Annotated in this window: 12 protein-coding genes, 1 tRNA gene and 1 pseudogene; 7 read left to right on the top strand and 7 right to left on the bottom strand. The window is 55.6% G+C overall.

The features are described 5' to 3' along the window. Positions 1-266 precede the first annotated feature (266 nt). A tRNA-Met gene (locus tag O8B93_RS20230) sits at positions 267-343 on the top strand. 276 nt (positions 344-619) lie between these two features. Here the strand turns inward: O8B93_RS20230 and O8B93_RS20225 are convergent. Next, positions 620-1720: pseudogene (locus O8B93_RS20225) on the bottom strand (IS3 family transposase). Continuing rightward, a complete protein-coding gene (locus O8B93_RS20220) occupies positions 1717-2004 on the bottom strand; it encodes an HlyD family efflux transporter periplasmic adaptor subunit (protein ID WP_269711687.1) in 288 nt (95 codons plus the stop codon). Before O8B93_RS20220 ends, O8B93_RS20225 begins: the two are co-directional and overlap by 4 nt. 513 nt (positions 2005-2517) lie before the next feature. Here O8B93_RS20220 and O8B93_RS20215 point away from each other — a divergent pair. Genes O8B93_RS20215 through O8B93_RS20205 form a run of 3 tightly spaced genes read left to right on the top strand, consistent with a single transcriptional unit; the run spans position 2518 to position 6182 of the window. Further along, on the top strand, positions 2518-4728 hold the full coding sequence (locus O8B93_RS20215; RefSeq protein WP_269711686.1) for a sensor histidine kinase: 2211 nt from the start codon (positions 2518-2520) through the stop codon (positions 4726-4728). Then, entirely contained in the window at positions 4721-5176 is a 456-nt protein-coding gene (locus tag O8B93_RS20210) for a response regulator (protein ID WP_065655878.1), read from the top strand. Before O8B93_RS20215 ends, O8B93_RS20210 begins: the two co-directional genes overlap by 8 nt. After that, positions 5166-6182: a sensor histidine kinase gene (locus tag O8B93_RS20205; protein WP_269711685.1), complete on the top strand. Its 1017-nt coding sequence runs from the start codon at positions 5166-5168 to the stop codon at positions 6180-6182. The genes O8B93_RS20210 and O8B93_RS20205 overlap by 11 nt, the downstream gene beginning before the upstream one ends. Before the next feature lie 54 nt (positions 6183-6236). Here O8B93_RS20205 and O8B93_RS20200 read toward each other — a convergent pair whose 3' ends face one another. After that, positions 6237-6659: a response regulator gene (locus O8B93_RS20200; RefSeq protein WP_269711684.1), complete on the bottom strand. Its 423-nt coding sequence runs from the start codon at positions 6657-6659 to the stop codon at positions 6237-6239. A 160-nt stretch (positions 6660-6819) separates the two neighbouring features. Here O8B93_RS20200 and O8B93_RS20195 point away from each other — a divergent pair, with 160 nt between their 5' ends. The 3 genes from O8B93_RS20195 to O8B93_RS20185 are packed head-to-tail and all read left to right on the top strand — an operon-like array spanning position 6820 to position 9753. Continuing rightward, the gene (locus tag O8B93_RS20195) at positions 6820-8274 is read left to right on the top strand and encodes a sensor histidine kinase (protein WP_269711683.1); all 1455 of its coding nucleotides are present in this window, start codon (positions 6820-6822) and stop codon (positions 8272-8274) included. Then, positions 8271-8708, top strand: a complete 438-nt coding sequence (locus O8B93_RS20190; RefSeq protein ID WP_003507653.1) for a response regulator — start codon at positions 8271-8273, stop codon at positions 8706-8708. Before O8B93_RS20195 ends, O8B93_RS20190 begins: the two co-directional genes overlap by 4 nt. Positions 8709-8712: 4 nt before the next feature. Continuing rightward, entirely contained in the window at positions 8713-9753 is a 1041-nt protein-coding gene (locus O8B93_RS20185) for a sensor histidine kinase (protein ID WP_269711682.1), read from the top strand. Positions 9754-9836: 83 nt separating this feature from the next. Here the strand turns inward: O8B93_RS20185 and O8B93_RS20180 are convergent, their stop codons facing one another. From O8B93_RS20180 to O8B93_RS20165, 4 genes are all read right to left on the bottom strand, one after another. Then, complete coding sequence (locus tag O8B93_RS20180) at positions 9837-10547, bottom strand: anti-sigma factor (RefSeq protein WP_269711681.1); 711 nt, start codon at positions 10545-10547, stop codon at positions 9837-9839. Next, positions 10544-11086, bottom strand: coding sequence for a sigma-70 family RNA polymerase sigma factor (locus tag O8B93_RS20175; protein WP_269711680.1), 543 nt, complete (start codon positions 11084-11086; stop codon positions 10544-10546). Before O8B93_RS20175 ends, O8B93_RS20180 begins: the two co-directional genes overlap by 4 nt. A 125-nt stretch (positions 11087-11211) precedes the next feature. Further along, the gene (locus O8B93_RS20170) at positions 11212-11643 is read right to left on the bottom strand and encodes a DUF2177 family protein (protein ID WP_269711679.1); all 432 of its coding nucleotides are present in this window, start codon (positions 11641-11643) and stop codon (positions 11212-11214) included. A gap of 40 nt (positions 11644-11683) precedes the next feature. Further along, the gene (locus O8B93_RS20165; RefSeq protein ID WP_269711678.1) at positions 11684-12061 is read right to left on the bottom strand and encodes a DUF2147 domain-containing protein; all 378 of its coding nucleotides are present in this window, start codon (positions 12059-12061) and stop codon (positions 11684-11686) included. Position 12062 lies beyond the last annotated feature (1 nt).

Genomic DNA, 12062 nt, shown 5'->3' with positions numbered 1-12062 from the left:
CGGGAGAGTAGGTCGCTGCCAGGTCTGCAAAACGCAACACATGCTATCTTCTCACTCACACACTTCGGCCCAGCCGACACCAAGGGCCGCTACATGCGGCCTTTTGTCATTCAAGGCAAAGATTTAAAGCCAATAAAAATGGCGTACAAAATCATGTGCGCCCCTTACAGGAGACAAATCGCCTTCGGCAATTTGCTCCAGCAGTATGCATCACAGCGTCCCTGTGATGCTATCGCGATAAATCCCATAGGGATTTACGCTGGTAACGCGGGGTGGAGCAGCCCGGTAGCTCGTCAGGCTCATAACCTGAAGGCCGCAGGTTCAAATCCTGCCCCCGCAACCAAAATACAAAAAACCCCGTAGCCAAAGCTGCGGGGTTTTTGCGTTCCTCCAGGAACGATAACAACCATCAGAAAAGCCATCTCCGGCATTGCCAGGATGCCTGAAAATGCTGTTTAGCAAAAGCTCCTCCGCGTAAGCCGCCAGGAGCTTTTTGCGTTTGGCATGCGTATCGAGTTCGCCGGCGCGAAGCTTCTCCAGATAGTCTTGCTGTTTGAGTGTGACTGAAGTGCACCCCGATTTTGGGCCAGTGGGAGCTGGAATTTTCCGGGGTTATGGCTCAGTTCGGCGGGGATGCCGATGAGCCGTTCATCAGCGAAATCGGCACCTTGTTAGCGATCGCGCTATGTGGCCGGAACTCGTTATAGTCTCTACGCCAATCCTCCATCTTCGAGCGCGCGTCGTCAAGGCGCATGAACCAGTGGGCGTTCAGGCACTCGGCTCGGAACTTGCCATTGAAACTCTCGATGTAGCTGTTATCGGTCGGCTTGCCAGGCCGCGAGAAGTCGAGCACGACGCCCTTGTGATAGGCACAGAGATCAAGGCCTCGGGAGATGAATTCGCTGCCATTGTCCACACGAATGGTGGCCGGATAACCGGCCTGCCGGCATACTCGTTCCAGTGTCTGAACCAGGTCCTCGCCTTTGTAATTGAAGCGTGCATCGACCGTCGGCGAGAAACGTGAAAAGGTATCGACCACTGTCAGCACCCTGATCTTGCGACCTGTGGCCAACTGGTCATGAACAAAGTCCATCGCCCATACATGGTTGGAATAGGTCGGTTCCGTGCGATCGGCGCGAAGCTTCGCCTTAACCCGCCGTTTGGGAACCTTCTTGCGGATCTGAAGGTCCATCTCCTTGTAAAGGCGATAGATTCGCTTCGGATTGACCGGCCACCCGTCGCGCTTGAGCAGGACATGAACGCGACGATAACCGTAGCGCACCAGCGTCTGGCAGATGTCCCTGATCTTCAGCTTCAGGCCAGCCTGCTCGCCTCGCCTGGACTTGTAGACATATAGCGCCGATCGATCTTCAATACCGCACTTGCGCGCCGGATCGAGACCTTCCAGTCCACCTTGACCCTGTCGACAAGCTTGCGCTTGCGGTAAGGCCTCAGAGCTTTTTTTAACAGCACGTCCTAGAGCATGGCCTTGTCCAATGACAGGTCGGCGACAATCCGCTTCAGCTTGGCATTCTCTTCTTCGAGCTGGCGGAGCGGCTTCATCTCCGACGGCATGAGGGCCGGCGCATTATTTGCGCCAGTTGTAAAACGTCGCGTTCGAAATTCCTGCCTTGCGGCAGACCTCGCCAATCGGCGTTCCATCCTCCGCTCGCTTCAACACGAACGCGATCTGCGCGTCCGAAAACTTCGAGGCCTTCATCGAATTCTCCTCTTCTTCCAAACAGGGATCATAAGTGGAAAATTCCAGTTCCAAATGGCGTAATTTATTGGGGGCACGTCAGTGCGAATATCGTTGTGTTCGCCGGGCATTCCGGTTGACTGCATCAACACCGGCGAAATGCGGCTAATACGCCCCTGATAGGCTTGGCCAATTCTGTCTTCCGCAAGAACCTCCACGGGAACACCCGGTTTCACGCTGTCAAGAAATTGCTCGGGAATTTCCGCGCTTACGATTTTTTGGCCCTCCGGCAGAATCGTGAACATCTCTGTCGCGCCGTTTGCTGTCGCGAATTCCCCGCTTTAATCCCCTGACGAATAATGAAGCCATCGACTGGCGCGCGGATTGTCCGTATTTCGACTTCGCGAGCCGCAATATCACGTGGATGTCATGGTTGACATCGATTGACCGCCGAGCACTTGTTTGCCGTTGGGTGTGGCAGCGACAAACATGCGGGGTTAGAATTCTCACGCCTTTTTGGCACATCTGTCCCGGATCGACGTCGGTCGCCTTTTATATCGATGCAATGGGTCCGAACAGGGCTGCGATCCGGCTTCAGATCAAAAGCATGGTCAGTGACCTTCCCAAAAAATAATCTCCATCGGACGCGGGTTCCTTGGTGTTTTGCTTTGCGCGGGCCATAAATCGCACGGTCACCTTATGGGTGCCGTTCGGCTGTTTGGCAAAACAAGCGTTTACATCCCCGCAATAATCAATAGGTTGGCCGCATCTTTTGAGCAGGTCGAACGTTCTTGCAAAGAGAGCGGCTGGAGAAAGTTATGAGTTCAAATACGCCGAAACTGGATAGTTGCGGCGCAGAGCCCATCCACATTCCCGGTGCTATTCAGGAACATGGGGCCCTTCTGGCTCTGTCCGCGCGGGAATTTTCCCTGGTGCAGGCGAGCGATAATCTTGCCGATTATATTAGTGTGGCCCTACCAATCGGGGCCGTCGTCACCGAAAAAATCTTGCCCTTCATCTCCTCACTCTCCGCCTGGTATTCCGGCGAAGAGAGCAATTTCAGATATGCCTGGGCCGAAAAGAAACTCGATGTTTCGGCGCATCGATCCGGGACTTTGGTTATTCTCGAGGTGGAAAAGGCAAGAGAGGGCGAGTCGGCTGAAAAGCTGATGGGCGAACTTACTAATCTGGCACAATATCTGAACAGCGCGCCGTCGCTGGAGGACGCTCTTTCTCGGACCGCGCAATTGGTGTCCTCGATCAGCGGTTATGATCGTACTTTGATTTATGATTTCGGGCTGGACTGGGGCGGCCATGTCGTGGCGGAAGCCGGAAGCGGGACTTTGCCGTCCTATCTCGGACTTCGCTTTCCGGCGGGCGATATCCCGCCGCAGGCGCGGCAGCTCTACACCATCAATCGCCTGCGTATGATCCCCGATGTCAATTATAAGCCTGTCCCGATCAGACCGCCGGTCAATGCCGAAACGGGAGCGGTGCTCGATATGAGCTTTTCGCAGCTTCGCAGCGTGTCGCCGGTTCATCTCGAATACATGCGCAATATGGGCACGGCCGCTTCGATGTCGGTGTCCATCATTGTTAATGGCACTCTCTGGGGCTTAATTGCCTGCCACCACGCGACACCCCATTCGGTATCCTTTGCCGTCCGTGAAGCCTGTGATTTTGCGGCACAGCTCCTGTCTATGCGGATCGCTATCGAGCAGAGTTCCCAGGATGCATCCCGCCGGGTGGAGCTTGGCCACATTCAGGCGCGTCTCTTGAAAGGCATGACTGCTGCCGAAAAATGGGTTGATGGACTGCTTGCGGGTGACGACGAAAAAAACGACCTGCTGAAACAGGTGGGAGCGGACGGCGCTGCGCTCGTCCTTGGCGACGACTATGAGTTGATCGGCAGAACGCCGCCACGGCAGCAAGTTGAAGAGCTTGTCTTCTGGCTCGCAGAGCAGGGCGTTGCCGATGTTTTTGCTACCGACAATCTATCCGGCGATCATGCTGCCGCTGAGGCCTATGCTGCTGCGGCAAGCGGAATTATTGCGATGCGGGTTTCGGAATTGCACGGCAGCTGGCTCATCTGGTTTCGCCCGGAAGTCATAAAAACCGTGCGCTGGGGCGGTGATCCGCACAAGACGGTGCAGGAGAGCGGGCGCATTCATCCGCGCAAGTCCTTTGAAATCTGGAAGGAGCAATTGCGCAATACGTCATCTCCCTGGTCGGAGCCCGAGCTTGCGGCGGCAAGGGAGCTTCGCAGCGCGATCATCGGCATTGTCCTGCGCAAGGCCGAGGAGATGGCAGATCTGACGCGGGAATTGCAGCGGACCAATAAGGAGCTGGAGGCTTTTTCCTATTCCGTTTCGCACGACCTGCGTGCCCCGTTCCGTCATATCGTCGGGTTTGCGCAGTTACTGCGGGAGCGCAGCAATGCCCTAGACGAGAAATCCCTGCATTATCTGCAGATGATATCAGAGGCGGCGCTGGGTGCCGGCAGGCTGGTGGACGATCTCCTGAATTTTTCACAGCTTGGCCGTACGCAACTCACCCTGAAACCGGTGGATATGCAGAAGGTGGTGAGCGAAGTTCGTCGCTCTTTGGCGCCCGCCGTTGCCGATCGCCAGATCGAGTGGCGCATCGGAGAGTTACCGGTGATATTCGGGGATGCGACCCTGCTGCGGCAGGTCTGGTACAATCTCATCGAAAATGCCATCAAATATTCATCCCGGGAGCCGGTCTCGATCATCACCATTTCTGCGGTTGAAACCGAGGACGACGTCACTTACTCGGTCGAAGATAATGGCGTTGGCTTCGATATGGCCTATTACGGCAAGCTTTTTGGTGTATTCCAGAGACTGCAGCGGGTAGAGGATTTCGAGGGAACGGGCATTGGACTTGCGCTGGTGCGACGAATTATCGAACGCCATCACGGTTTGGTTGGTGCCGAGGGAACTGTCAGTGAGGGAGCCACGTTCTTCTTCACATTGCCGGTTACGAAAGTTGAAGAGGAAAAAATTGCCTGAACTCAGACCCATTCTGCTGGTGGAAGATAATCCACGCGATCTGGAACTAACGCTGACCGCTCTTGAGAAATGCCAATTGGCGAATGAGGTGGTGGTGGCACGCGATGGCACCGAGGCACTCGACTATCTGAATGTCACCGGTAGCTATCATAACCGCTCGGCTGGTGATCCGGCGGTGGTTCTTCTCGATCTCAAACTCCCGAAAGTGGATGGGCTTGAGGTGTTGCAGACGGTCAAGGGCAGCGATCACTTGCGGCACATTCCGGTCGTCATGCTGACGTCGTCGCGAGAAGAACAGGATCTCGTCAGGAGCTACGAACTCGGCGTGAACGCTTTTGTCGTCAAGCCTGTAGAATTCAACCAGTTCTTCAAGGCGATACAGGATCTTGGCGTCTTCTGGGCTCTCCTGAACGAACCGCCGCCGGGTGCACATCGCAATGGCGGATGAGACTGTATTGCGAATGGAGGCAAGCAGACTTCTTCTTCTCGAAGACAGCTCTGTGGATGCCGAACTGATCGAAGAACAGCTTTCACGCCTTTCGCCGCCGCCTGCGATAACGAGGGCTGTTGGCAAGGCATCGTTCATCGAGGCGTTGGAAAACCAGCAGTTCGATATCATTCTCGCGGATTTCTCTTTGCCGGACTTCGATGGCATGTCGGCGCTCGATGTGGTCATGGCGAACAGACCAGATACGCCGTTCATTTTCGTGTCCGGTGTCTTAGGCGAGGATGCGGCGATCGATGCATTCCGGCGCGGCGCGACGGACTACGTCCTCAAGCAGAGACTTGTGAGACTCCCATCCGCTGTTGAGCGTGCTCTTGCGGAAGCCCGGGAGAAACAGGAGCGAAAACAGGCGGAGCTGCAAAAGGAGCTGCTCGTCCGTGAGCTCAGTCACCGCGTCAAGAACACGATGGCGATTGTCGTTTCCATCATTCGTAGAACGGCAAAAGGCAGCACCTCCATCAAGGATTACCAGGAACGGCTGGTGGCGCGCGTGAGTGCCCTTGCGGAGAGCCACGCGCTGCTTTTTCAGAGTAATTGGGGTGAGACAAATCTGAGGGATGTCGTGACGCGCGCGATCGAGCCGCATAATACTTTTGCGAGCAGGGTCGAGCTCGACGGTCCGGATGGTGTGCATGTGTCACCAAAATCGGCGCTGGCGCTGGGAATGATCCTGCACGAGCTGGCAACAAATGCCCAGAAGTACGGTTCTCTTTCCGGCGCAAACGGAAAGGTCGAGGTTGTCTGGAAAAAGATTCTGAACGGAGACGGCCAAGACTGCATCGACCTGCGGTGGCAGGAAAGTGGTGGCCCGCCCGTCTCCGTGCCGCAGGATACTGGATTTGGAACAACCCTGATAACAAGGGGTGTGCAATACGAATTGCAGGCGGAAAGCGAGATTCGCTATGATCGCAACGGCTTGCAATATCAGGTCATATTTCCCGTGGACTAAGTCGCCAGACGAAAAGAAGCGGAGTGGGGCACCAGACCGAGATTAGGCCCGCCCTTAGTGGGTCAGTGAAAACTCGTTCGCCAGAACACGCGACAGATTGTCGAAATCGCAGGGTTTGGAGACGACCGTCAGTCCGTCGAGTTGCGCGCGGACCCCGGGTATCTCCGCATATCCGCTGCAGATGACGAAGGGGATGTTTGCCGCCTTGAGCTCTTCAATGACGGGTAAGGACAACTCGCCTCGCAAATTGAGATCGATGACGGCGCCATCCAGATCGGTGTCGTTTATTTTCTCCAGGGCGGCACCGATGTGTGAAACCGGCCCGACGACATTGACTCCCAGATCGGAAAGGAAATCCTCCATATCCATTGCCAGAAGCGCGTCATCCTCCAACACGAGGATTTGTTTTCCCTGGAAGTTATAGCTCATTGTTACCGCATTTTCGTCATTTTGGCTCAGTCGGGCACTGCCAATCAACAACGCAAAACCCCCAAGTCCCCAACTTGTTCCTTCCATAAATAAAAAGAAAACAGTCGCCTCTGATGTCGTCGTACTTTAGTTTGCAAATTTAATTCATGCCTACCGGGAATGTATTTCTGTGACTGGTTTTTCACCATTTGCCCAACGAAGCCTTTTGATGCTTGCGGTGGGTGTTGCGATTTTGATTGGCATGGTCTCCATGTCGTTGTGGCTTGTGCAGGTGAATAATCGCTATTCCCAGGAAACAGCGGAACTCCGACGTTTTCGTGCCGCTGTTTTGGATGTGCTGACAACAATGCAGGACATCGAGACCGGCCAGAGAGGATATCTGCTTACAAATAATCGCGATTATCTTGGGCCTTATGAAGAAGCCCTGCGTGGCTTGCCCCAACGCCAGTCGAGACTTTTTGATCTTCTGAAGGAAGACGACCAATACAAGCAGTCTCTTTCGGGCCTGAGGCAGGCAATCGACGCGAAGTTGGCAGAGACCCGCGAGACCATCGATCTGCAGCGTGCGGGCCGAATAACGGAGGCGGTTGAGGTCGTCCGCAATAATGACGGCAAACGCTTCATGAACGAGATCAGGAGTATTCTGTCGGACCTGCAATCGGACACAGATGATCGCCTGCGCATCATCGTTGCGGATCAGCTTGGGGCTGCCAATACGCTGCGGTGGGTGACGATCGGCGGTGCGGTCGCCATCCTCATTGTGGTCAGTGGTTCGATCTTCCTCGTCTTCACCTATATCCGTGCCCTGACAAGGTCGCGGGAGGATGTCGATGAACTCAATCGTCATCTTGAAGAACGTGTCGAGGAAAGAACGCGGGATCTTCGCCGCGCCAATCAGGAAATTCAGCGCTTCGCATATATCGTGACACATGATCTGCGCGCGCCGCTCGTCAATATCATGGGCTTCCTATCCGAATTCGATACTTCGCTGAAGCCGGTGACGCGTTATGTTCTTGCAGATGGCAAGTCTCTCCCGGAGGATGTTATCCGTGAGGCGCGGCTGGCGGTTGAAGAGGATATTCCCGAGGCTATCGGCTTCATTCGCTCGTCCACCCGCAAAATGGATCAGCTGATCAACGCCATCCTGAAAATATCCCGCGACGGCCAGCGAAAGCTGCAGCCGGAGAAAGTCGACATAGAAACGTTGCTCTCGTCACTGTCCGAGACGGTACGCCACCAGATCAACGCCAATGGCGGTGAGATCGAAGTCGACACGCCAAAGCTGACGATCGTGACCGACCGGATATCTCTCGATCAGATACTCGGAAATCTCTTCGATAATGCGGTGAAATACCAGATGCCTGGCCGCCCGCTGAGACTGGCGGCCCGGGCCTATCCGGCTGGACGCGGAGCCATTTGTATTGAAGTCGCCGACAACGGGCGCGGTATTGGCGAACAGGACCTTGAACGGGTTTTCGAGCTCTTTCGCCGGGCAGGCAATCAGGATCAGCCGGGAGAGGGCATCGGTCTTGCGCATGTTCGTTCGCTAATCAGAAATTTAGGGGGTGACATTAAAGTCGAGTCTAAACTTGGCGAAGGCAGCACGTTTATCCTGCTGATGCCGAGTGACCTCAGACGCGTGACGAAGGAAAGCGACAAATGAAAGCGACCGGTCAGGAAGTAACGATCGTGATGATCGAAGACGACGAAGGCCATGCTCGGCTTATCGAGAAAAACGTGCGGCGCGCCGGCGTTAATAACGAGATCGTGCCGTTTACGCTCGGCGCCAAGGCGCTGGACTTTATATTAGGCGAAAGTCGGGATGGGCTTGTCAGCAAAGACCGTTATCTTCTCGTCTTGCTCGATCTCAATCTCCCCGATATGTCGGGCATCAATATTCTCGAGCAGATCAAGAGCAATGAATATACACGCCGTTTGCCTGTGGTGGTTTTGACAACGACCGACGACGAAACTGAAATTCAGAAATGCTATGATCTTGGCGCGAATGTTTATATAACCAAGCCGGTCGATTATGAGGGCTTTGCCAATGCCATCAAAAATCTCGGCCTGTTCTTTTCCGTAATTCAGATACCTTGAAGGCATGATGGCTTTGCGCGTTTTGTATGTCGATGACGATCCGGCTCTGGCGCGGCTTTCCAGCCGTGTTCTCGGTCGCCACGGTATGGAGGTGGTTCACGCCACCTCCGTAGCTTCCGGTCTCGAGCTTTTTCAAAACGGGCAGTTCGACGTCGTCGTTCTCGACCACTATTTCCAGACCGCAACTGGCATGGAATTTCTTGCCGCGATCCAGACGATACCATCGAGGGCTCCAGTTCTCTATGTGACTGGGTCCAACGAGGCGCAGATCGCCATAGACGCGCTCAAGGCGGGTGCTGCCGACTACGTCATCAAGAATGTCGGGGACGACTTCTTTCCGCTTCTGCTCACAGCCATCGAGCAGGCATTGGAAAACCATCGCCTGCGCCAGACGAAGGAAGAGGCCGATCGTTTGCTGGTAAAGGCCAAAGAACACGCGGAAATGATGGTGAAGGAGATGAACCATCGTGTCGCGAACAGCCTATCGCTGGTGTCGGCCATGATTCGCCTGCAAATAAACACCCTGAAATCGCAGGAAGCGGAAACCGCATTGCTGGAAACGCAAAGCAGGATTTCGGCCATCGCCGGCGTGCATCGCAGCCTCTATAACACTGCCAATGTCGGACTGGTCTCCCTGAGTTCCTATCTGACCTCCATCATCGGCGACCTGTTTCAGGCGGTGCCCGGCTCTTCTTCCGTCACGGTCGAGACTTCGCTTTGCGAAATCGATCTCAAGGCTGATCATGCCGTGGCGCTTGGTGTCATTATTACCGAGCTTCTGACCAATGCGCTGAAATATGCCTATCCTGACCAGACCGGCACGGTTCGCGTCAAACTCTACGAGGATAACGGGCAGTTTGTTCTGCTGGTGGAAGATGACGGCGTCGGCGTGCCGTCAGATTCGACTCCGCGTGGCACAGGCCTCGGTACCAAGCTGATCATGGCGATGGCGCAGAATATCGGTGCGCGTGTCGAGCAGACCCATACACATCCCGAGCTGAGGCAGGGAACGCGTTTTACGATGACATGGCATGAGAAGCGGTAAGGATCGATTTCCGCCCTTATCAGAGCCCATAATGAGAGCGGCGCAGAAGATTCTCTCCGGCGGTGCTGAAGCCGGTTTGAACCTCACAGATGCCGCGCGGTGCCGACAGCGATGACCGGGCCGGTTGCCTGACCGGTCGGAGAGCCTCCGAAGGGTTCCACGCTGATTGCGAAGGTCGTGCCATCCGTTATGGTGCCGCGCATGTCGGCGGGAATGATGAGGTCGCCGTTCGTGCCCGGCTGGAAAACGCCAAGCGAGCGGGTCTTGCCGCCATCCATGACGAGCCACAATTCTAATGATTTTTCGTCTGTCTTGCCGGTTGCGACCGGTACGATACGCATCCGGCCGGATTCCGCGTCGTAGGACGCAAGGAGATTGACCTGACTGTCGGTTGTCGCAAGCTCTGCCACAAGCGGGGTGGTGCCCGGCCGTTGGTCGGGGAATGCAGCATAGACGACGGCAGCGACGGCGGTTGCGCTGGTGGCGACTGATATCCAGCGCCAGAAAGACGCGGAGTTCCAGAGGCTGCCATTGGTATTGACGGCTCTGCTGCCAAACAGGCGCTCTTCGATGCGCGCGAGGACAGTCGCACTTGGTATCTGTTCCTGATAATCGGCGTTGAAGTCGGAAAATTCCGCTTCCCAGCGCTGAACGAGTTGCGCGAAGGCTTCCTCGTCCTGGATGCGCCTCTCTACCTCGCGACGCTTTTCGAGCGAGAGAACGCCCAGCACATATTCGCCGGCGAGGATTTCATCGCGCGCGTGCATTCCGCCGCTCTGGTCGCCCGTTGTCATCGCTGCATGCACTCTCTGAGTTTGAGAAGACTGCGCCGCAGCCAGGTTCTGACCGTGTTCAGCGGCACGCGCAATTCATCGGCGAGTTCAAGATAGCTCAAACCTTCGACATAGGCACGACGTACCGCCTGTGCATGCACAGTCTCAAGTTCCCGCATACAGTCATCGATCCTGCGGCCCTCATCCACCAGAACGACTTGCTGCTCCGGATCACGGACGCTCTCGTCGACGAGATCATAGGCTTCGTCAATGTCCTCGCCTGCGGGTTTACGTGCACGGATGGTGTCTATCGCGTGGTTGCGGGCGATGGTGGCAAGCCATGTCGCCGGTTTGCCGGCACTGACGGCAAATGTCCGGGCGCGCTGCCAGACCTTGATATAGATTTCCTGCAGCGCCTCTTCGGCTTCCGTTCTGTCGCGCAGGATTTTCAGGCAGATCGCAAAAAGCTTCGGGCTTGTTGCCTGGTAAAGCGAGACGAATGCTGAACGATCACCCATGCCGACGCGGTTGATAAGCGTTGCGATCTCTGTGCCCTGCATTCGAACCTTCCTTGCTATCCTTTCTTTATAGGGTCGTCTTTCGGAGGAAGACAAGAGATGCCTGGAGCGTTCGCTACAGGCACTCCCTTTGAGGGTTGGGCGCGAGCCGCAGGTTATGACAAGTGTCATGACAGGCCCGCCGAGTTTTCAAGCGGGCCGATGAGGCGTATCGTGACGAGATAACCGATGACGGCCGCTGCCGCGGAGACGAAGGTTCCCCACAGTAGATCGGCAACAGTCAGGGTAGTGGACCAGTTCTTCAGCGTGGCCTGATTGGTCAGATCATAGGTGGCGTAGGCCATGAAGCCCACCGCTGCACCATAGAGCAGAGCCGTGGTCCATTCGCCCGAAATCAGAGCCGGACGAACGGCGAGAAAAGTGAGGCCGGCCGCGTAGATGAGATAAAAGACGATTGCTGGAGCAAGGCGGAAATTCTCGGCCAGAAGATCGCCGATGGCCGGCCGATAAAGACGCGACGCCATGGTGCTCAGCCAGATGAAATCGATTACCAGAAAGGCAACGAGAGTGAAGGAATAGGCGGCGAGATAGGTCTTCATCAGTGTTTTCCTTTATGAGGCATTGAAAGGGCGGCGAGCGTTAGTCGATCCTGGTCCAGCTTATGCCCTTGCATAGCAGGCCGGCGACGATGCAGCCTTTCGTGGTCATGTTATCGCGCGCGACCGTCACTGTTATCTTGTACGATTTGTCCCGTTGCGGGTCGAAGGCGGTGCCGGAATAGCTGCCCTCCTCGCTCTGCTTGATATCCATGATCAGACGATCACCGGTCTTTTCTTTTGCGGTGCCGGGTTTGATCCATGTGTTCGTGGCACATATTTTTTCGCCGCAGGGCGCGATCACCACTTTCGCCTTGCCGTCGCCGCGCGCCCAGTTGCCGTCGATCTCGCCTGCTGCTGCGCTGAGGCCCATCAGCGTCGGAAGGAGGGCGGATACAATTGCCAATCTGCTGATTTTCATC

The organism is Martinezella rhizogenes (assembly GCF_027460065.1).
Lineage (GTDB): Bacteria > Pseudomonadota > Alphaproteobacteria > Rhizobiales > Rhizobiaceae > Agrobacterium > Agrobacterium rhizogenes_C.
The sequence above is the reverse complement of the archived record's forward strand: the minus strand, read 5'-3'. Positions and strand labels throughout refer to the sequence as shown.